Annotated in this window: 16 protein-coding genes; 8 read left to right on the plus strand and 8 right to left on the minus strand. The window is 48.5% G+C overall.

The window, feature by feature from the left end:
• Positions 1-167: 167 nt before the first annotated feature.
• A complete protein-coding gene (locus tag MZO40_RS09635) occupies positions 168-317 on the minus strand; it encodes a hypothetical protein (protein ID WP_021337322.1) in 150 nt (49 codons plus the stop codon).
• 135 nt (positions 318-452) lie between these two features.
• On the opposite strand from MZO40_RS09635, the gene cls reads away from it, so the two are divergent.
• Positions 453-1901, plus strand: coding sequence for a cardiolipin synthase (gene cls / locus MZO40_RS09640; RefSeq protein WP_162937046.1), 1449 nt, complete (start codon positions 453-455; stop codon positions 1899-1901).
• Positions 1902-1957: 56 nt separating this feature from the next.
• On the opposite strand, the gene MZO40_RS09645 is transcribed toward cls, so the two are convergent.
• Positions 1958-2740 carry a tyrosine-protein phosphatase gene (locus MZO40_RS09645; protein WP_252133249.1) on the minus strand — a complete coding sequence of 261 codons (783 nt, stop codon included), beginning with the start codon at positions 2738-2740 and terminating at the stop codon, positions 1958-1960.
• Between the two features lie 604 nt (positions 2741-3344).
• On the opposite strand from MZO40_RS09645, the gene MZO40_RS09650 reads away from it, so the two are divergent.
• The 5 genes from MZO40_RS09650 (at position 3345) to MZO40_RS09670 (ending at position 9913) form a co-directional block, all read left to right on the plus strand.
• Positions 3345-5312, plus strand: coding sequence for a peptide ABC transporter substrate-binding protein (locus MZO40_RS09650; RefSeq protein WP_088770570.1), 1968 nt, complete (start codon positions 3345-3347; stop codon positions 5310-5312).
• A 102-nt stretch (positions 5313-5414) separates the two neighbouring features.
• Complete coding sequence (locus tag MZO40_RS09655) at positions 5415-6905, plus strand: ABC transporter permease (protein WP_105960987.1); 1491 nt, start codon at positions 5415-5417, stop codon at positions 6903-6905.
• A gap of 1 nt (position 6906) precedes the next feature.
• Positions 6907-7872 carry an oligopeptide ABC transporter permease OppC gene (gene oppC / locus MZO40_RS09660; RefSeq protein WP_105960988.1) on the plus strand — a complete coding sequence of 322 codons (966 nt, stop codon included), beginning with the start codon at positions 6907-6909 and terminating at the stop codon, positions 7870-7872.
• Between the two features lie 12 nt (positions 7873-7884).
• Positions 7885-8976: an ABC transporter ATP-binding protein gene (locus tag MZO40_RS09665; protein WP_105960989.1), complete on the plus strand. Its 1092-nt coding sequence runs from the start codon at positions 7885-7887 to the stop codon at positions 8974-8976.
• Positions 8966-9913: an ATP-binding cassette domain-containing protein gene (locus tag MZO40_RS09670; protein ID WP_105960990.1), complete on the plus strand. Its 948-nt coding sequence runs from the start codon at positions 8966-8968 to the stop codon at positions 9911-9913. The genes MZO40_RS09665 and MZO40_RS09670 overlap by 11 nt, the downstream gene beginning before the upstream one ends.
• A gap of 218 nt (positions 9914-10131) precedes the next feature.
• On the opposite strand, the gene MZO40_RS09675 is transcribed toward MZO40_RS09670, so the two are convergent.
• Together MZO40_RS09675 and MZO40_RS09680 are read right to left on the minus strand one after the other, a co-directional pair.
• Complete coding sequence (locus tag MZO40_RS09675; protein ID WP_162937100.1) at positions 10132-11103, minus strand: GMP reductase; 972 nt, start codon at positions 11101-11103, stop codon at positions 10132-10134.
• Between the two features lie 49 nt (positions 11104-11152).
• Entirely contained in the window at positions 11153-12442 is a 1290-nt protein-coding gene (locus MZO40_RS09680; protein WP_105960991.1) for an adenylosuccinate synthase, read from the minus strand.
• A 316-nt stretch (positions 12443-12758) separates the two neighbouring features.
• On the opposite strand from MZO40_RS09680, the gene purB reads away from it, so the two are divergent.
• Entirely contained in the window at positions 12759-14057 is a 1299-nt protein-coding gene (purB, locus tag MZO40_RS09685) for an adenylosuccinate lyase (RefSeq protein WP_050339902.1), read from the plus strand.
• Positions 14058-15012: 955 nt separating this feature from the next.
• Here purB and MZO40_RS09690 read toward each other — a convergent pair.
• Positions 15013-16347, minus strand: a complete 1335-nt coding sequence (locus MZO40_RS09690) for an NAD(P)/FAD-dependent oxidoreductase (protein WP_105960992.1) — start codon at positions 16345-16347, stop codon at positions 15013-15015.
• A gap of 136 nt (positions 16348-16483) precedes the next feature.
• Here MZO40_RS09690 and MZO40_RS09695 point away from each other — a divergent pair, with 136 nt between their 5' ends.
• Positions 16484-17602: a glycerate kinase gene (locus MZO40_RS09695; protein ID WP_105960993.1), complete on the plus strand. Its 1119-nt coding sequence runs from the start codon at positions 16484-16486 to the stop codon at positions 17600-17602.
• A gap of 218 nt (positions 17603-17820) precedes the next feature.
• Here the strand turns inward: MZO40_RS09695 and MZO40_RS09700 are convergent, their stop codons facing one another.
• The 3 genes from MZO40_RS09700 to MZO40_RS09710 all read right to left on the minus strand — a co-directional run bounded on the left by MZO40_RS09700 (position 17821) and on the right by MZO40_RS09710 (position 21141).
• Complete coding sequence (locus tag MZO40_RS09700; protein ID WP_101874121.1) at positions 17821-18762, minus strand: alpha/beta hydrolase; 942 nt, start codon at positions 18760-18762, stop codon at positions 17821-17823.
• Positions 18763-19211: 449 nt separating this feature from the next.
• Positions 19212-19538, minus strand: a complete 327-nt coding sequence (locus tag MZO40_RS09705) for a TM2 domain-containing protein (protein ID WP_065674885.1) — start codon at positions 19536-19538, stop codon at positions 19212-19214.
• Between the two features lie 904 nt (positions 19539-20442).
• Positions 20443-21141, minus strand: a complete 699-nt coding sequence (locus MZO40_RS09710) for a zinc metallopeptidase (protein ID WP_105960994.1) — start codon at positions 21139-21141, stop codon at positions 20443-20445.
• Positions 21142-21179 lie beyond the last annotated feature (38 nt).

The raw sequence follows: 21179 nt of genomic DNA on the forward strand, positions 1-21179 counted from the left end.
TCGTTCACAAATAGTCAGCGATTCAACCAAATTAAAGCGAGTCGTCAATTTATGATTTTGTAAAGTTGTACTGGCCAATATCGGCGGGCACAACTTTTTTATACATAGCGGGAGATCGTCAAAAAAGCGACCAGTCACACGACTAGCCGCTCCACAAGTTCAGTTTATTAGCGATGCCGGCGATAGTAGCGGTAAACGACGGCTAATAAAATAATAATTAGTAAAATACCAACGGCTGCGCGGGGACCCGCAATGTGTTCGGTCAAATGAAACATGCGAATCGGGCCGAGACCGTGGATTCCAAGCATTCCAAGCATTGAACAGCCCTCCTTAATCGTAATTATTAGCTTTTTGATAGGTAATTGCAAAAATAACATTCGCAAAAGATTATTATCTTACTACCAACTGCGGTAAAATAAAACCATCATAAAAAATTTAGGTGGGTGCCTCCATTGCAATATATTCAGCCAATCTTATATACGATTATTATTATAAACGCGGCCGCGGCTTTTATCACCGTTTTTCGGGATGGGGATCGCGATATTGCCGCGACTTGGGCTTGGCTTTTAGTGTTGATTCTATTGCCAGTTGTCGGGTTCATTGCGTACGCCTTCGTTGGCCGGAAGTTGCCGAAGAATCGACTGTTCCGGTTACGGAAGGAGACGCAGATTCGACTGGAGCAAATGATCCAGCGGCAACGAGAAGCGCTGGGGACCGAGTTGATGCCGGCGGATGCCGTGACGAGTTCCGTACGGGGAATGGTCAGTTTGTTTTTGAACTCTGATGGCGCGTTACTGAGTCGGAAGAATCGGGTCAAAATTTATACGGACGGTCACGAAAAGTTTCACGCGATGTTTCAAGACATTGAGGCGGCTAAGAACCACATTCATATTGAGTATTATACTTTTTATAACGACCAAATCGGGAATGAACTGTTGCACTTGCTGGAACGCAAAGCTGCCCAAGGCGTCGATGTCCGGGTACTCTATGATCCGTGGGGGTCAATGGGGACATTCCGTAGCTTCTTTAAACATTTAGAAGAACTTGGCGGCCACGCGCGGCCGTTCCTGGGTGCGCATTCCGCCGTCTTAGACTTCCGACTGAACTTCCGGGATCACCGTAAAATCGTGGTGACGGATGGCCGGGTCGGCTACGTCGGCGGGTTTAACGTTGGTGATCAGTATCTGGGACGTAATAAGAAATTTGGCTATTGGCGAGATACTCATCTACGTATCGTGGGCTCTGGCGTCTTCGAGCTACAAGAACGGTTCATCCGCGATTGGAACGCGACTGACCCTGATCACCGTATCGTGCCCGACGTGAATATGTTCCCAGTTATTCGGGTAAAAGGGAACACGTCATTACAAATCGTTTCAAGTGGTCCGGATAGCGATGGCCAACAAATCAAGCTGGGCTATATCAAAATGATTATGACGGCGCAGCACCGCTTATGGATTCAGTCGCCGTATTTGATTCCAGATGATTCGGTACTCGATGCGATTAAAATCGCCGCAATGTCGGGTGTCGATGTTCGAATCATGGTCCCAGATAAGCCTGATCATGCATTTGTCTATCGTGCGACGCAGTACTATGCGCGTGAACTCGCGGATGCCGGTGTGAAAATCTATTATTATAATAATGGGTTTATCCATGCCAAGACCATCGTCATTGATGGGCAAGTCGCCTCGGTCGGGTCCGCCAATCTGGACTTCCGGAGCTTTAAGTTGAATTTTGAGGTCAATGCCTTCTTGTACGACGCTGACCTTGCTCAAGAGTTGGAACGCATCTTCTTGGATGATCAAAAACTCAGTAGCCTAATCACCGTTCAGGACTTTAAGAATCAGTCCTGGTGGTTGAAGTTCAAGCAGACGTTCTCACGGCTCCTGTCTCCAATCTTATAATTTTAAAAAGCTGATTTCGAAATGAAAAACTTCGAAATCAGCTTTTTAGTGGACATTCAATCTAAATATAGTCGCCGTAAATCGTTAATATCGGCGACGGAGAGACCTAACACTTGTCGCAAGTAGCCGAGGCCGTCTCCGTACAAATCATCAAAGACTCGAAAGACCATCTTCATATTGTCGGCTTCAACGGCCATGGCGACGTTAAATTGGCTCGCCAGATCGCCCTTGTTGGCCTTGGTAATAATCGTCGCGGTATCCATACTGTCCGCGGCCATAAAGACGGCGTTCGTCAGGAGATAGTCTTGCATGATCGTCTCGCGGGGGACGTCTAAAGCCGTCATGATAAGGGCGCCGGCCACTCCAGTCCGGTCTTTGCCCGCAGCACAGTGAAAGAGTACGGATTGGTCCGGCTGGTCATTAGCGAGTAGCGTGGCGAACAAGTTTTGCCAGACTTTCACCGCGTGTGAATCTGTGACCATCTGCGCATAAGTTTGCGCATTAAATGAGTCATCGATGACCATCCGCTTGATCAGGCGTTTCAGTCGGCGGTCAAAACGGCGATTGTCTGTAAACGGGTAGACGGAAGTATTGATGTATTTCGTCTTACGAGGATACCGGTCTGGCGACATTTCGGCCTCGTTAGCTTGCCGCAGATCGATATCGTAACGCAGCCCGTAGTCGTCCAAATAAGCCAGATCATGGTCAGTCAGCAACGACATCCCCCCACAGCGGAGGAGCTTCTGCCACTTGATCATTTGGCCAGCGGTCGTCTCATACCCGCCTAGTTCGCGAAAATTGATGCCGTGTTCTAATCGCAAGACCCGATTGTGTTCCATATTGATTACCTCGATTAGTATTTTAACGTATTGCGCTTGTTATTATCCTACGTTAATGATGATTGAAACGTACCAGAGTCTTAAGCTGAAAAGTGGCCAGCTTAGAACCGCTGGAAACGGTGCGAGTTACTGGAAACTTGCAGTGGTAGTTGCGTCCCACACCGGCTTCCAGGCAGCCCCGGAGGTCGGACTAGGACGCGTGTCGGCTGACGAACAGGACGCCAACTTGGCACGTATTAATCACGATGCATGCCAAATTAACGAGCGCAATACACATGATTTAGCTTTATTATAACCGCTTTCATCTGCGGTGTCAGTTAGCAACTGATCAGGTGGTGGGGCAATCGATCGTGCTGCAATGAAAAGACTAGGGTTAGTTTGGAAAATTCACAACTAAATGATGGTTAGAATAAATTATTTTAGCAGTTATATCTTGATTTAGCGGGATTATTCCAGTTTGTTAATGAAAGGACACTATGAAAATAATGAGAAAATAGCTTGAAATCACTTGCTTGACCGCCTATGATTGCGACACGTATTTTATTTAGCACCAACTGGTTTTGCACTAACGAAGGATTATCGGACAAAAGGGATGGGGACTTTTATGAAAGCAAAAAAGGGTTGGTTAGCAGCGACCTTCTTTGCTGGGACGCTATTGCTAGCAGGGTGTGGTAGCTCTAAGGCGAGTGACCAGAAGCAGGATGCAACTAACCATTATAATTATGTGTATGTGTTAGACCCGGATAATTTTGATTATACCGCTTCATCTAAGCAGAACAACTCGGATGTGGTCTCGAACTTCGAGGATGGGCTGCTAGAACGAGATCCATACGGAAAGTTAACGGGGGACTTAGCGAAATCGTGGTCGGTCAGCAAAGACGGTAAGACCTACACGTATCACTTACGTAAGGGCGTCAAATGGGTCGACAGTGAAGGCAATCAACACGGGACCGTCAAAGCACAGGATTTTGTGACGGGACTTAAACACGCGGTCGCGGCCAAATCCGAACAGTTATACGTGGTTCAGAATAGTATCAAGGGATTGAACGCGTATGTGACGGGTAAGAGTAAGGACTTTTCGACGGTCGGTGTCAAGGCGTTGAACGATGATACGGTGCAATACAAGCTGAACAAGCCTGAAACGTACTGGAATTCCAAGTTGACGTACGGCGTGATGTACCCAGTCAACGCACAATTCTTGAAGCAAAAGGGATCCGATTTTGGCAAAGTGTCTGCAGACAGCATTTTGTATAACGGGCCATACGTTTTGGCTAACTTCACTTCGAAATCAGTCTTGAAGTACAAGGCCAATCCTAATTACTGGGATAAATCACATGTCTACTTGAAGACCATCACGCTGACCTATGACGATGGGAGTAATCCAGATGGACTCTATAAGTCGTTTGAAAAGGGCAATTACAGCTTTGCACGGGTCTATCCAGGTTCCGCCGGCTACAAGACGGTCTTGAAGCAGAATAAGAAAAATATTATCTGGACGAGTCAAGATTCAAGCATCTTTAATTTCACCTTTAACCTGAATCGGCAGTCTTATAACTACACCTCCAAGAAGACGGAACAGCAAAAGCTGGATACCCGGAAGGCGATTTTGAATCAGAATTTCCGGTTAGCCATTCAATTTGCCTTTAATAAAGCCGACTATAACGCTCAGGTTAACGGGAAAGTCGGCGCGGATAAAGGGCTACGTAACGAAATCACGCCACCATCCTTTGTTTCGATCAATGGCAAGGATTACGGTACGCAACTGCAAGCAGACGTTGCGAATACGGACTTTAGTGATATTAAGTTGGCAGATGGTCAGGACGGCACGTACCAACCAGCTAAAGCGAAGAAGTATCTGGCAAAAGCGCTGGCTGAATTGAAGTCGCAAGGAGTCAGTGGCCCAATTCATCTCGACTTACCGGTGGACGAAAAGGCGTCCTTGAATTTGAATCAAGCTAAATCGTTCAAGAAGTCCGTCGAGACCACGTTAGGTAAACAAAATGTGGTCATTGATCTACAACTCCTGAGTGACGATAAGTTCAATGCTGCGACCTTTAACGCGACAACGGGTAAGACGGATGACTTTGACCTCAGCAATGCGTCTGGTTGGACACCAGATTACGATGATCCATCAACATATTTGGAAATCTACAATCCAACTTCCGGGGCAGAATTGTTCACCTTGGGCTTGGATCCAACGGCGAAAGCAGATTCTTCAGCTTCCAATGCCGCCGCAATCAAGGCAGTTGGGCTTGACGAATACGGTAAGTTATTAGACAAAGCTGAAGCCATTAATACTGATCCGGCCGCGCGCTATAAGGCGTTTGCAAAAGCCGAAGCTTGGTTACTAAACAGCGGGATCACGATTCCAGTCAATTCTGGTGGTGCCGGTGCCATCGTCAGTCGCGTTGCACCGCTCAGTGGACCATACGCACCATCCGGGATTGGTGATGGTCGTTACAAGTTCTTAAAGGTTCAAAAGAAGCCAGTCACCACAGCTGAAGCCAAAAAAGCGAAGGCTGAATGGCTTGCAAAGCGTAAACAAATTGCGCAGGAGGCCGCGACGAATTAAGTCGGCACTTGCACGGCGGGAAGAGGGCTAGCGATGGACTAGCCTTTTTTCTGTATCTAATAGTTACGAGCTGTTTCGACGATTCACAAGGAAGTGATAATAGTGAAGAAATACTTGTTTTTTCGCGTGCTACGGTCGCTGCTGAGTATCTTCTTGGTGACGACGCTGACCTATATCATGATTTATTCACTCGTCCCGCGCCGTGATATTTTTAAAGCCGACCCGATGATCAGCAAGCTGAGCACTAGCCCTGACCAGCTCGTCGATTATAAGAATACGGCCTACGACAAGATGAATTATATCGATTATCTGGATACTAAGTCACTGCTCAATCAAGCCAGTCGTCCGGGGCAAACGGTGACCGCCGCCCATACAGCCATCAATACTGAGCGGCTGCGTCAGTGGGCCAGCCAGCATCGCTATACGCTCCATCGGTATCCGCAGAGTGGCAGCTATTATGCCACCCGCGAGTTACCGCTGTGGCAACGGGTGACCAAGTTCTATTCGGGCTTGATTCAGATCGATACCCCCTGGGCGGTGCATGATCCAGCTAATCCGAAGCTGCCCCGTTATCTAAAAGTCAGTCATGATCCGATTGTCGGCTGGGCCTTGATTGGGTCTGGAACGCGGTATAAGTATCAATTGTATGCCAATTCAACGTTTCCATTCTTGCATGAAAACTTCATCCATCTGAATTTGGGAATTTCGTACCCGACCTATGCGGGAACGCGGGTTACAGAGGTCATTGGCAGTCATCAGGGTGAAGCGGTGACCCATCAGTATAAGTTTGCGAATGGGCAGAAGTTATTCAGCACGGATGACGTGTATACGCGTCAGTATCAGCCGGTCAAACGCCAGGATCCGGCGCTCAAAGCGCAATATGGCGACAATTATACGGCCGTCTCACAACAACACCAAGACCCGTCGATGATTGGAACTTCCTTCAAAGCTGGGTTGGGTGCATTACTAATTGCTTACTTAGTTGCGATTCCTATGGCGATTTTGATGGCGCGCTACAAAGGTCAGTGGTTTGACAAACTGGGGACGGGTATCGTGACCGCCCTAATTGCAGTACCTAGTCTGGCGTTCATCTATGCCTTCCGCTACCTCGGCAGTGCGGTCTTCAACTTGCCGGATAGCTTTCCAACGAGTGGTGCGGGAGCCCTCGTATCCTGGATCTCGCCAACCTTGATTTTAGGCCTACTATCAGTTTCCGGCCTAGTCATCTGGTTTCGGCGTTACATGATTGACCAACAGTCTGCAGATTACGTTAAGTTCGCTAAGGTCAAAGGGCTGACGGATAACGAAATTTATCGCAAGCATATTTTTAAGAACGCCTCGTTACCAATCGTACAAGGGTTGCCCGGTTCGATTATTGGGCTGATTGGTGGCGCAACGATGACTGAAACGATTTTCGCGATGCCCGGGATGGGGAAGATGCTACCGGATGCGATTTTAGCACACAATAATCCGATCGTGATTGGCTTAGTCTTTATTTTTACGACGATTGCGGTCTTTTCAATTCTGTTAGGGGATATTTTGATGACGATTGTGGATCCACGAATCAAATTAACAGCGACGGGAGATGATTGAAATGGTAACCAGTCCAGATAAACAGCATGCACTAACTAGTCAGGAGCAACTCACGGCGGCGGATTTTAAGTTCGTTGCGTTGGATGATCAGGCGACGGAGAAAATCGATACGCCGACGTATTCCTACTGGCGGTCCGTGGCGCGGGTGTTTTTCGCGAATAAACTGACGATTGCGATGTTTATTCTGATGCTCGTCATCTTGTTGCTAGCGTTCATTCAGCCGCTGTTCAGTGGCTATAGCCTGATGAATGTCAGTAACATCAATGATTTTAGCGCCCGATATAATTGGCCTAGCTGGCACTATTGGTTTGGCACGGATGCTGATGGTAAGTCCCTCTTTGATGCCATCTGGGCGGGGGCCCGCACCTCGATTTCGATTGGGGTGATCGCCTCGCTCATTACAACGGTGATTGGCGTGGCGGTTGGCGCCTATTGGGGGAATTCTAAAAAAATCGATCGGCTCATGTTGGAGATTTATAACGTCTTGTCCAACGTGCCCAATCTGCTGATTATCATCGTTTTATCGTATACCTTTGGCAATGGCTTTTGGAATCTGATTTTTGCGATGACGGTCACGACTTGGTTGGATACGGCGTATTTTATTCGCGTGCAAGTCATTTTACGTCGTGATCGTGAATATAACATTGCTTCCAAGACGCTCGGGACCCCAACGATACGGTTGATTGGCCGCAATATTCTACCGTACCTGACATCGGTGATCGTGACCCAATTATCCCAGTTATTACCGGCCTTCATTTCGTTTGAAGTCTTCCTCTCGTTTCTGGGCGTTGGGTTGAGTGCCAACGTGCCGTCACTGGGACGGCTGATTTCACAATATTCGCCAGATATCACGAGCTATCCATATTTGTTCTGGCTACCCGTGCTCGTGCTCGCCTTGATCACGGTGTCGCTGTATATTGTTGGGCAAAATCTGGCGGATGCGTCGGATCCACGGACTCATCGTTAGGGGGATGGTGTGATGAAACAGCAAGTTGTGTTAGCGGTTGATGATCTGTCAGTTAGTTTTCGCGTGCGCGGCCAGGATTTACAGGCGATTCGGCACGTTTCCTTAGCCTTATATGATCAGGAAATCTTGGCATTAGTCGGCGAATCTGGCTCTGGCAAGTCGGTGCTGACCAAAACGTTTACCGGCATGTTAGAAGATAACGGCCGCATCACCAGTGGCCGCATCATGTATGGCGACACCTGTTTGAGCGATTTAAAACGGGATCGGGAGTGGGATCAGATTCGGGGCAAGGGGATCACGACCATTTTTCAAGACCCGATGACATCGCTTGATCCTATCAAAACGATCGGATCGCAAATCGCAGAAGTCATCATCAAGCACCAGCAGAAATCGCCGGCAGAAGCAAAGGCCCAAGCAATCGAACTGATGACGCGGACGGGGATTCCGGATGCGGCTGAACGCTACAACGCCTATCCATTCGAGTACTCAGGTGGCATGCGCCAGCGAATCGTGATTGCTGTCGCACTCGCTTGTCATCCGCGGATCCTGATTTGTGATGAGCCGACCACCGCACTGGATGTCACGATTCAGGCGCAAATCCTGGACCTGATCAAACAACTGCAACGTGAGTACCATTTTTCAATTATTTTTATTACCCATGACTTAGGCGTCGTGGCCGCCATCGCAGACCGAATCGCGGTGATGTACGCCGGACAAATCGTGGAGTTAGGGACCTGCGACGAAATTTTTTATGACCCACGGCATCCGTACACCTGGAGCTTGTTATCGGCGTTGCCCCAACTGGCGACCGCTGCCTCCGGACTCTATTCGATTCCCGGTACGCCACCATCGCTATTCCACGATATTGAAGGGGATGCCTTTGCGCCCCGTAATCGCTATACGTTAGCGGCTGATTTCAAGCAGGAACCACCGAAATTTGACGTTAGTCCGACGCATTGGGCGAAGACGTGGCTACTTGATCCGCGAGCCCCGAAAGTCGAAAAACCAGCACTAATTCGCAACCTCCACGCGCGGCTCGTGGCGTTGACAAAGTCGGAAATGCAAATCAGTCAAAAGACAGGAGGGCCCACTAGTGATGAATGAAAAGCAGGCGCTGTTGACGGTTAAAAACTTAGAAATTGCCTTTGGCGCCGGTAAACGGCGATTTGTGGCGGTCAAGGATGCTAATTTTGACCTGTATCCAGGTGAGACGCTGGCCTTGGTGGGTGAATCTGGTTCGGGCAAGACAACGATTGGGCGTGCGATTTTAGGCATTATTCCGACTGCAGCCGGCACGATCACGTTTCATGGTCAACCCATCAATCAGGGCTTGGCAGCTAAAGCCCACCGCGATGTGATGCGCAAGATTCAGATGATCTTTCAAGACCCCGCGGCCTCGCTGAATGAGCGGGCTACGATCGATTATATTATCTCAGAGGGACTATTGAATTTTCACCTGTATCACTCTGAACAGGACCGGCGTGAGCAAGTCGCACGGATGATCAAAGCGGTCGGCCTGTTGCCCGAGCATTTATCTCGATATCCGCATGAATTCTCAGGTGGACAGCGGCAACGAATCGGCATCGCCCGTGCCCTGATTATGCGGCCGGAGTTAGTCGTGGCGGATGAACCGATTTCGGCACTGGACGTTTCGATTCGGGCGCAGATTCTAAACTTGCTCAAGCAATTTCAGCAGGAAAGTCAACTATCATACCTGTTCATTGCACATGATCTCTCAGTGGTCCGCTTCATTTCAGACCGAGTCGCGGTTATTCACAACGGCCGTATCCTAGAGCTCGCACCGACCGCGGAGCTCTTTGCACATCCGCTACACCCGTATACCCAATCGTTGTTGGCAGCCATTCCGATTCCGGACCCGCAGCTGGCGCGCCAGAAACAACTGGTCGCCTATCATGAAGTGGTCCATGAAGACCCGGTTGATGCGCCCCATTTTAGCGAAGTCGTACCGGGACATTTCATTTATGCCACTCAGACGGAGCTGGCGGCTTACCGGACCCAGTTAGCAGTCATGCGGTCGTGAACTAGGACGGTTAGCTGGCCGGCTGCAGGCTTGGCGGTAAGTCGGGCAGAAGTCTATTGGAATTGCCGTACTACGCGTTTGAAAGCTGGAAAAATGGCCGGAAACGGCGAATATGGCGACGAAACCGCGGGACTAAGGGGCAACGCTAAGTCATCGCTGGCACGAGGTTCACACCGCAAAAAAATGCCGCAAACCAATTTGGTTTGCGGCATTTTTGCTTAATCACCGTTATAGATGGAATTCTTAACGACCACGTAATCGCACTTGGTAATGGCCTTTAAGTCGCGGCCACCCGCGTAGGAGATCGATGATTGTAAGTCTTCTTGCATTTCGTTGAGGGTGTCGGCTAAGTGGCCACGGTAAGGGACCAACATCTGCTTGCCTTCAACGTTTTTATGTTCGCCTTTTTGCGTTTCACTGGCTGAACCATAATATTGTTTATAAGTCTTGCCATCGATTTTTAAAATGTTGCCGGGTGATTCTTGGTGCCCAGCTAACATCGAACCAATCATGACCATCGTCGCACCGAAGCGGATGGACTTGGCAATGTCGCCATTGGTCCGGACACCGCCGTCCGCGATGATTGGCTTACGAGCGGCCTTGGCGCACCAGCGGACAGCCGCTAACTGCCAGCCGCCCGTTCCGAAGCCCGTCTTGACCTTCGTGATGCAGGCTTTACCAGGGCCCACGCCCACTTTGGTGGCATCCGCGCCGGCGTTTTCTAGGTCACGCACGGCGGCCGGGGTGGCAACGTTGCCGGCAATCACGAAGCTGGCTGGTAGGACGTCCTTGATGTGTTTGATCATGGCAATGACGCTGTCAGCATGACCATGCGCAATGTCGATCGTAATGTATTCAGGGACAATCTGATTAGCAGCGAGGTCGTCGATAAAGTCGTATTCACTCGCTTTGACACCGACCGAGATCGATGCATACAGCTTGTCAGCGTGCATCGTTTCGATAAAGGCCCGCCGTGTTTCTGGCGCGAAACGGTGCATGATGTAGAAGTAGTCGTTGGTCGCAAGCCACTTGGCAATGTCGTCATTAATGACGGTCGCCATGTTGGCAGGCACTACTGGAATTTTAAAGCGCCGGCCGCCGAGTTCCACGGTGGTGTCAGCTTCGGAACGACTGTTAATCACACACTTGTTTGGAATTAATTGAATGTCTTCGTAATCAAAAATTTCCATACCCATTCTGTTACAACTCCTTTAAAGTTCGTTGGAAAGGTGGTCGTCCTTATCCCCAAATGTCGTGGTCGATCACGTTGGTTTGTTCACGGTCGGGACCGACAGAGAAGGTCGCAATCTTAACGCCAACGAGTTCTTCTAATTTACGTAAATAATTTTGGGCATTCGTTGGGAGTTCTTCAAAGGTCTTGACGCCCGTAATATCTTCGTCCCAGCCAGGTAGTTCTTCGTAAATCGGCTTGCAAGCTTCCAATTCCTTCAGGCTGGCTGGGTAGTGATAGATGGTTTCGCCGTTCAGGTCATAAGCGGTACATACCTTGATGGTTTTCAAGCCAGTCAAGACGTCCAAGCAGTTCAAGCTGAGGTGGGTAAACCCAGAGACCCGTTTGGCATGCCGTAACACGACGCTATCAAACCAGCCGATTCGCCGTGGCCGCTTCGTAACGGTACCGTATTCGTGGGCCGTTTCACGGATGAAATCACCCACTTCATCGAAGAGTTCAGTTGGGAAAGGTCCGTCACCAACGCGAGAGGTGTAAGCCTTTAAAACACCGACACAGTTGTCGATCTTAGAAGGGCCGACGCCACTACCAATGGTGACCCCACCGGCGACTGGGTTTGAGGAAGTGACGTAAGGATAAGTCCCTTGGTCGATATCCAACATCACGCCTTGAGCGCCTTCAAAGAGTACCCGTTGACCGTTATCGAGGGCATCGTTGATCACCACGGAAGTATCCGTCACGAATGGCTTCAAAGTTTGCCCATAAGCGTAATAGTCATCAAAAATATCTTCAAATTTAAGTGGTTCCAGATCATAGAGCTTGGTAATGATTTGGTTCTTTTCGGCTAAGTTGCGTTTGAGTAATTCGGCAAACGTGTCCTTGTCGAGTAAGTCAGCCACCCGAATCCCGATTCGTTCGGCTTTGTCCATGTAAGCTGGGCCGATCCCTTTGTTAGTCGTCCCAATCTTACCGCCAGCCTTGGCCTTTTCTTGGGCACCATCTAAGGTGATGTGATAAGGCAAGATGACGTGGGCCCGATTTGAAATTCTCAGGTTATCAGGGTTAACGCCGTTATCGCGCAAATATTGTAATTCTTCAACTAATGACTTGGGATTTAGCACGACGCCATTTCCGATTACGGCGAGCTTGTCGTGGAAGAAAATCCCAGATGGAATCAGCCGTAATTTGAAAGTTTGTCCATTAAATACGATGGTGTGGCCGGCGTTGTCGCCGCCTTGGTAACGTGATACCACATCTGCTTCCTGACTCAAAAAGTCCGTGATCTTTCCTTTACCTTCATCGCCCCACTGGCTACCTACTACTACGACTGATGCCATATTCTTCCACCTCATTAAATAGTTTAATTATGAATAATTAATCCTAGAGAGTAGTCAAACGTTCACTACTCCAACAGAAATGAGTATAGCAACTTTAGCCCCAAAACGCAACCTGAAATCCGAATGTTCTTGTTTTAGTGTTAATTAATTGTTCATAGTTAGACACAATTGTTGTCGATTAACCGGAAAAACATGATAATGAAATGAAAAAAGACGGGATATTTTCATTGTTCGTCCCTATGATTAAATTGGCTGATGTGATATAATAATGTTCGTGTTTTGTTAGTGATTACCTAAATAGAAATGAGGATTAGCAATGATTGATCGTTATACGCGTCCCGAGATGGGCAAAGTATGGTCGTTAGAAAATCAGTATCAAGCGTGGTTGGAAGTAGAGATTGCTGCAGACGAGGCTTGGGCTGAATTGGGGAAGATTCCGGCAAGTGATGTTGCTAAAATTCGAGAAAATGCCAAGTTTGATGTTGATCGGATCGCGGAAATCGAAGCCGTAACGCATCATGATGTGGTTGCTTTTACGCGTGATGTTTCCGAATCATTAGGCGCCGAACGTAAGTGGGTGCATTATGGCCTGACAAGTACTGACGTGGTCGACACTGCTCAGGGGTACCGTTTGAAGCAGGCCAACGCGATTATTCGCCAAGACTTGCAGGACTTACGGGCGACACTAGCACAACAGGCGAAAAAATATAAATATACGGTTGAAATGGGCCGGACGCACGGGGTCCACGCTGAACCAACTACCTTCGGCTTGAAGATTGCCCGCTGGTATTCAGAAATCAACCGGGATATCGAACGCTTCGAACACGCAGCTGCGGGCGTTGAAGCGGGTAAAATTAGTGGTGCCGTGGGGACGTTCGCCAACATCCCACCGTTTGTCGAAGAATTTGTCTGCAAACGACTCGGCTTGCGCGCACAAGAAATCTCAACACAAGTCTTACCACGTGACTTGCACGCGGAATACATTGCGAGCTTAGCCTTGATTGCAACCAGCGTTGAAGTGTTTGCAACCGAAATTCGCGGCTTACAAAAGTCTGAGACCCATGAAGTTGAAGAATTCTTCAATAAAGGACAAAAGGGGTCCTCAGCGATGCCGCATAAACGTAATCCAATCGGTTCTGAAAATGTGACTGGGTTGGCACGCGTTATCCGTGGTCACATGATGACGGCCTACGAAGACGTGCCATTGTGGCATGAACGCGACATTTCGCACTCATCTGCAGAACGGATCATTTTACCAGATACGACGATCTTGGTGGACTACATCTTGACGCGAATCAACAAGATCATTAAGACGTTGACGGTCTTCCCAGAGCGGATGAAGCAGAATATGGATGCGACTTACGGGTTGATCTATAGTCAACGCGTCTTGTTAAAACTGATTGATACCGGCATGTCACGTGAAAGTGCCTATGACCTGGTTCAACCGTTAACGGCTAAGTCCTGGGATGAGCAGCTCCAATTCAAGCCACTCGTCGAAGGCAACGCCGAAATTCGCGAACACTTGGACCAAGCCGCTATCGATGACGCCTTTGACTACCATTATCACTTACGTCACGTTGACGAGATTTTCGAACGATTAGGATTAGACGATTAATTTAAAACTAATGAAGCCCCAGCGAATGATTCGCTGGGGCTTTTTGGGGCATTTTGTTACTGTGTTTTTAAGTTCAAAACCAGCCAGCTTGGAACCGCTGGAAACAGTGCGAGTTAGCGTAAACTTGCAGTCGTGGCGTCGTCCTACACCGGCTTCCAGCCGGGATGGTATTCGAAAGGCAGACATGTGCGGACTCAACTTTTGGTTGGATTAGTCGTTGGTTCCTTAGTACATGGTTATCTTGATATTCAACTGTCAGACTGGGTTCTAACAATAGTTAAATGTCCTTACCCATGGTTTAAGGTTTTTGACAAGCAACTTCACTGAAATTACCTGTCAGAATTTTCGCTAGTCGTCTGAGATAACAAAGTCTTGAATTATAAACGAAGGCAATTTTATTGAACAATTTCAAGCTAGTTGTAATTGGAAGTAGTGAATAATATTCAGGTAATCTTCTCAGCGTTCAACTGCCTTAAAGAATTAATGATACCAATTTGAAGTTTTACTGAAAGTCCAGTCACCTATATCCAGTGGTCAATTGCACCAAGTTAGGTGGCCGTTCATCCGCCATTCGAGCGGGTTCCCGACTGGAGGGGCTGGCTGACAATGCTCAAGGGCGAAGTTCTTCTTGTCCGGGTGGTCTTCCCGGGCTAGAAGAAGACTCGTATTTGAAATTGCGCAGTGGTTTTCTGCGTGAGTTCAAATCGATGTCCACCCTGTTCCAGCGTTGTCAGCCGGCCCCGGAAGTCGGACTAGGACGAACAATGCTGACGGACAGTAATCCGAATTAACTGGCAAGCTTTAATCATGATTCATGACCAATCACTAGCACAATGCGTAAGTGTAACGTAACAAAAAGCGATTCAAAGCAGTTGGCCTTGAATCGCTGTATTTTATGCCGAGACTGTGATAACGAGACAAGTCAAATCATCGTGTGAAATCAATCATTGACTCCTTAAGCTCGGTGCCAGGCGGCATAGCCGATGGTTGGGAAGATGCCGATCAGGCGGTCGACTTGGTCCCGGTCCAATTGATATTCAATGGCTGGTAATAGCGCGTTGACCGCGTTTTCGGCCTGGTCGCTGATTTCAGTGACGCCGACGAGATGGCCGTCCTTGTCATGAACTTGTTTGCTAGCGGCGATCGGTTCACGGGAGACTTGGTAATACCAGTAATTGGCTAAATCATTTTCGGCCACGTCCAAACCAGCTTTTTCCGCGTCTGGAATCTTCATCCCGGCTTGAGCGATTCGTGGTGAGGTGAAGACCACGGATGGAATGACCGGATAGTCGATGGGGTCAGTGGTCTGACCAGAGAATAGGCGCATCAAGTATTTGGACTCGAAGTAAGCGGCAGGGGTGACCTTTGGCAAGTCGTTGGCGAGCACGTCACCGGCCGCGTAAATGTTATCGATGTTGGTTTGGAGATAATCGTTAACGTAGACCCCGTGGCGGTCGTATTTGACGCCGACTTGGTCCAAACCTAAGCCGTCTAAGTTCGGGATCCGGCCGGTGGCATCTAAAATCCAGTCAGTCGTTAACTGTTGATCGTCGCCATAGTGCACTTGAAGTTGGTCGGTCTGTTGTTCGAACGCTTGAACGTTCGCATTTTTGATGAATTTGACGCCTCGTTCGGTTAAGTCAGCAACGACTTGTTCAACGTAAGGTTGATAGAAGTCGCGGAGCGCTTGGTCACCGTGAAGCATCACTGTCACGTTAGCGCCAGCGGCATTGGCAATCGTCGCGAATTCCATGCCGATATAGCCTGCCCCAATGATGACGAGGTTTTGCGGCAACTGCTTGAGGTTCATGAAGTCGCTGCTGTCATGGGCTAATTCAGTACCCGGAATGTCCAAACGGTGGGGCTTCAAGCCAGTCGCAATCACGATCTTTTCAGCGGTGATCGTTTGGTCGTCATCCACGATTACGGTGTGGTTATCTTTGAACGTCGCGTGGCCATGAATAATCTTGGCGCCACCATCTTCCAAACGAGCGGTTAGACCAGCTGGTAAGGGGTCGATGATTTCTTGTTTATGCGCCACGTTGGCCGTCCAGTTGATGGTCGGCGCACTACTTAACAGGTCGTTCAAGCGAGCAGCTTCACGGGTGAGTTTGACTGGTTCATCGAGCGTGATTTTGGCATTACACCCGCGATTAGGGCAGGTCCCACCAATTAAACCACTTTCAATCACACCGACGCGGACCCCGGTCTTAGCGAGTGGGGCTGCGCCATCAAAGGTCGCGTGGCCCGCACCAATGTATAATACGTCGTAATCGTACTGAGTTGCCATAACTTATCGTCCTCCATATGAATTATTTGATACTTTAAGCTTAACGATTTTCATAAATGTTGACAACTGATATGAATTGCCGATTAGACGTTGGTTCTCTATACTGGAAAGTAGTTATTGAATAGGGGACGATAAAATGCACGCATTAATTGCCATTGATTCTTTCAAAAATTCCATCACGAGTATTCAGGCCAATCAGCTGGTGGCCCGGCGTTTTGAAGCACACGGATTAGCAACGACTCAGGTGGCGATCGCGGATGGTGGTGAAGGAACGGTTGCGGCCTGGTTGGCGAATCATGCTGGTGGTCAGTCGATTACGGCGCAGACCGTCGACTTAGCCCAACAGCCGCTTGAAGCAACATATGGCTATTTTGCGGCTGAAAAACTAGCTGTGATTGAGGTCGCCGCTGCATCCGGCATTCAGTTTGTCACGGAGCAGTTGACCCCGTTAGCCACGAATACTTACGGGACGGGCCTGTTGATCAAGGACGCAATCAAGCACGGGGCACGTAAAATTATTCTGGGCCTCGGTGGTAGCGGGACGGTCGATGGGGGTGCCGGCATTTTGCGTGCGCTCGGCTATCGGTTCCTAGATGCCGATGGAAACGAACTCGCGATGATTGGTGCTGATTTAGGCAAAGTGGCCACCATTGAGACGCAGCAAGTCTTACCACAGCTCGCCGACGTGACGTTTATCAGCGCGGCGGACGTGACGAATCCGTTGACTGGGACCAATGGCGCGGCGAGAATCTTTGGCCCGCAAAAAGGGTTGCCTGCCGCCCAAATCGACGCACACGATGCGGCCCTGGCGCACTATATGACGATTGCGAGTGGCCAAGTGAGCGCCCATGCTGGTGATGGTGCGGCGGGTGGAATTGGCTTTGCTTTGCGCTATTTCTTACATGCTCAGGTGCAATCTGGCTTTCAACTACTCGCCGACGTGAGCCAATTGAAGGCCAAGGTGGCGCAAGCTGATTTGGTCATTTCGGGCGAGGGCCAAGTCGACGACCAGAGCTTTATGGGCAAAGTCCCGATTCAGTTGAGTCAAATGGCACAGGCAGCTGACAAACCGTGTTATCTCCTCGTTGGCCGGCAAAAAGGGACTAACGCAACGTTTGCCGAACAGGGCGTCACTGCCGTCTTGCCCATCGTTGACCAAGTCATGACCTTAGACCAAGCCATGGCACAAGGACCGGCCAATCTGGAACGGATGGCTGACCGGTTAGCCCGAATTATCAGTCGGACTGCACGCTAGTAAACTGTGAGAAAAGCGAACCTGCTGGCAGACAAAACAACCTGAGGTGTGGGAAGTGCCCCCGCTGGTAGACAAAAACTGAGTGCCGCATCGTGATTCACACGGTGCAGCACTCAGTTTGTTATTTAGTTAGTTTTATTGTAAAGGTCTCGTTAAACGCAACGCTCAGTCGCTACAGTTGCCTACTAGCGCTGTTGTAGAGACGACAGACGGCTGGCTTAGTCTGCAGGCACGTATTGGTCTAAAAAGGCGGCGATATGCCGTTGATATTCGGCCGGGCCAATCCAGAAACTTTCTGCGTGCGTGGCATTAGGGACTTGCCACATCTGCTTGGGACCATTAGCGGCTTGATAATTTTCTTTGAGCATCCAGCTGGGCACGTAGACGTCTTTTTCGCCGTGGATGAAGAAGATTGGGAGGTGATTCCGTTTTAGCTGTTCAACGGAACTGACATCACTCAAGTAGTAGCCCATTCGGTGGCGGTTAATGAAGCTGACGATCGGTACAAAGGGGTATTTTGGTAAATGAAATTGGCGTTTTAGTAAGTACGCTAACTCTTCTTCGATACTGGAGTAACCGCAATCGGCGATGATTGCCTTGACCTGTGGCGGTAGCTCTTCACCACTCATCATTTCAACGGTCGCGCCACCCATGCTGACGCCGAATAAAATGATTTTGGTGTGCTGACCGTTGATGCGAAGGACTTTATCGATCCAGCCGAGGTAGTCGCGGCGATCTTGCCAGCCAAAACTGATATATTTACCAGCACTCTGGCCGTGACCGCGGTCGTCTGGCAATAAGACGTTGTAGCCCATTTGGTGAAACATATAGGCGTAGTTGGCCATCGTCTCGCCGTCGCCCTTATAGCCGTGGGAGATGATGACGGTACGGTTGCTGGTCGTTTTGGCGGGCACGTACTGCGCAACGAGGTGGTTCGCTTCGTCTTGCACGTTGAGTTGCCACTGTTTGACTGGCTGACGATGCAGCCAATCGACGTAAGCGTAGTACGCATCGGCGTATTTTTGTTTGTCTGCGGATGTTTCAGGGACGTAATCGACGCGTTTGAAAGCAAAATTATAGAGCTTTTCACTCGCAATTAGGGCAGTTGAAAAGATGGCTGCCGGGGCCCCAATTCCTGCCAACACGCGTGTTTTCTTCATAATCTATCACTCCTAATCTCTCATAAATATGATACGCCGATTGGAAGAAATATGAAAATATTTATCACGACAAACAAAAAGGCCACCGCGGCGGGCGATGACCTAGAAATTGACCTGGTCGCTAGGTGGCATCCCCAGCGAACTTGCTTTTCATTAACTTTGGAGGAGTAAATGAAAAAGGTTCAAGTGGCTGAAGGAGATGTCCAGTCACTATATGTTTAGTATAGTAGTTTGACCGTTAAAAGGTAACTAAATTGCATACTTGAGCGGCTAAAAATCAGAAAATTGCTTGTGGGTGGTCAATATTGCGGTGTGGCTGGGTTAATAAGTGCAATCCTGGCCGGTGTTTGGTGCTGGTTAGTGGCATTTTTGTTGATTTAAACCTGGTCATAACGTTTGATGGTTGCTAGCGATTAGCCACGCAGTTAGCACGCCATACTTACACGACCTTACCGCTTGTTCAAGATGGTTTGAATCGTGTTGGCTTCAATTTGTGAGCGGTCATCTTGTAGCCAACCGTTGATCAGAAATAAGTCAACTAGTGCCCAGATTCCCGTCACAATGGCACCAAAGCCTAATGTCAGCACCGTAATCAAGGTCATGGCGATTGCCGAACCAGTTTTGCCCACGTAGTAACGATGAGCGCCTAATGTGCCGATGAATAGGCAGAGTAGGTAGGTAATCAATGCTGACTTCTTCCGTAGTTCGATTTCAGAGTTAAGCACAAGTACTTCTTCATTGGTCAATTGTCCCCGTAAATTCGCGTTATTGATCATTGTGTATAATTCCCCTTATGTTGTGGTACTAAAAGCACCGATATTTTGACAGAATTCTATCATACAACAAGTCAGTCAATTAATTAACTAATATTTTAATTAAAATTAATCATTTATGACATCAATTGTTAGAGCGGTAGCTAAAATGAAAATTATCGCCTTAGCCGGTGGTCCTTTTAGGGTGAATACATTGCCGTGTCATTTATTTTTTTATTGAAAATCTCCTCCAAAAGTTCCCCCAATCGTGGAAATTATATGCATATATACAGAATTCTGGAATTATCAAGCAATTATATATCAGCGATTCAAACTGAAAAATGCATAAAAAACAAAAACCACCGTATCGGGGAATACGGTGGAAAAAGGAGTAGGGTAAACATGTGACGGGGAATCACATGTTACTATGAATTTCATTACTTTGGAGGAGTAAATGAAAAATTTTAGGTTGTGTTATAGCTGATTGAGTTAACCTCAATTGCTATGATGTAATCATACCGAGGTTGTGTGAAGAATTTGTGACTGAATGTCTCTAATCCCGTGAAAAAAAGGGAAAGGCTTTGTTAAGCATTTGAAGAATTATCAGGTAGCGTAGGTTGTAACGAGTGGACCTATGCTGCGTTAATGCCTAAATGAAGCGGCAGTCGTAAGAAATCCAACAGTCAATTGCGTAGGTTATTCTGCAAGTCTCCTGAAAACTAGACGGAATCGATTTACCTGCTCACGAACACAACTCTAACCAATGACGTACTCATGAACACAAATCCGACTAATGTTAGGACGCAAGGGCCGAGCAGCCCAAGTGAAACTTAAAAGAACGCCCGATTAGCAATCAGTTTGACAAAAATAATTGTTAATCGGGCGTTCTTTTTAAAGTAGATCATTGATCTGATCGAGCAGATGCAAGTTAGTTATCGTCGCGATTGCCACCGAACAAGATGATCAGACGCAGCAATTGTAAGAATGTTGACAGTGCCGCTGCGACGTAGGTCAAGGCAGCCGCAACGAGTACTTTACGCACCATTGGGACTTCATCGCGGGTTAGCACTTGACCATCTGATAAAATCTGTAAGGCGCGACGTGAGGCGTTGAATTCAACGGGTAGCGTGACTAATTGAAATAGTAACGCCAATGAGAAGAGCGCAATTCCCAAGTGAATCAGGGACTGGTTGTAACTAAGCAAGACGCCAATAATGATCAGCGGTAATGATAGTGACGACCCTATGTTGGCGACGGGAACTAAAGCAGTCCGTAGTCGCATTGGCCAGTAGCCGACGTTATCTTGAACGGCGTGCCCACATTCGTGAGCAGCGACCCCGATTGCGGCGACTGAAGTGGAGTCAGCGGTTGCTTCTGACAAGCTGAGGACTTTTGTCTGTCCATTATAGTTATCGGTCAGGTCACCGCTGATTTTTTGGACGCCCACATCGGTAATCCCAGATTGACCGAGGATGAAACGGGCCGCATCGGTCCCCGACGTTCCGGATTGGCTCCGGTAGGCATCATAGTGGCGGAAAGTACTGTTGACGTAACCCGAGGCAGCCATTGAGATGACCAACCCAAGGATCACGAGTAAATAAGTTGGGTCAAAAAATGAATAGAACAAAGTCCAATCCTCCTATTGGTTTGATGTTAATCCGTATT

Origin of the sequence: Lactiplantibacillus sp. B652 (assembly GCF_023806745.1) — a bacterium.
In the GTDB taxonomy this organism is placed as follows: domain Bacteria; phylum Bacillota; class Bacilli; order Lactobacillales; family Lactobacillaceae; genus Lactiplantibacillus; species Lactiplantibacillus pentosus.

What these genes read in the sequence shown, in the direction of transcription:
- MZO40_RS09635 (WP_021337322.1), bottom strand. Translation starts at nt 317, where the DNA reads ATGCTTGGAATGCTTGGAATCCACGGTCTCGGCCCGATTCGCATGTTT.
- MZO40_RS09645 (WP_252133249.1), bottom strand. Translation starts at nt 2,740, where the DNA reads ATGGAACACAATCGGGTCTTGCGATTAGAACACGGCATCAATTTTCGC.
- MZO40_RS09650 (WP_088770570.1), top strand. Translation starts at nt 3,345, where the DNA reads ATGAAAGCAAAAAAGGGTTGGTTAGCAGCGACCTTCTTTGCTGGGACG.
- oppC (WP_105960988.1), top strand. Translation starts at nt 6,907, where the DNA reads ATGGTAACCAGTCCAGATAAACAGCATGCACTAACTAGTCAGGAGCAA.
- MZO40_RS09665 (WP_105960989.1), top strand. Translation starts at nt 7,885, where the DNA reads ATGAAACAGCAAGTTGTGTTAGCGGTTGATGATCTGTCAGTTAGTTTT.
- MZO40_RS09675 (WP_162937100.1), bottom strand. Translation starts at nt 11,103, where the DNA reads ATGGAAATTTTTGATTACGAAGACATTCAATTAATTCCAAACAAGTGT.
- MZO40_RS09680 (WP_105960991.1), bottom strand. Translation starts at nt 12,442, where the DNA reads ATGGCATCAGTCGTAGTAGTAGGTAGCCAGTGGGGCGATGAAGGTAAA.
- purB (WP_050339902.1), top strand. Translation starts at nt 12,759, where the DNA reads ATGATTGATCGTTATACGCGTCCCGAGATGGGCAAAGTATGGTCGTTA.
- MZO40_RS09690 (WP_105960992.1), bottom strand. Translation starts at nt 16,347, where the DNA reads ATGGCAACTCAGTACGATTACGACGTATTATACATTGGTGCGGGCCAC.
- MZO40_RS09695 (WP_105960993.1), top strand. Translation starts at nt 16,484, where the DNA reads ATGCACGCATTAATTGCCATTGATTCTTTCAAAAATTCCATCACGAGT.
- MZO40_RS09700 (WP_101874121.1), bottom strand. Translation starts at nt 18,762, where the DNA reads ATGAAGAAAACACGCGTGTTGGCAGGAATTGGGGCCCCGGCAGCCATC.
- MZO40_RS09705 (WP_065674885.1), bottom strand. Translation starts at nt 19,538, where the DNA reads ATGATCAATAACGCGAATTTACGGGGACAATTGACCAATGAAGAAGTA.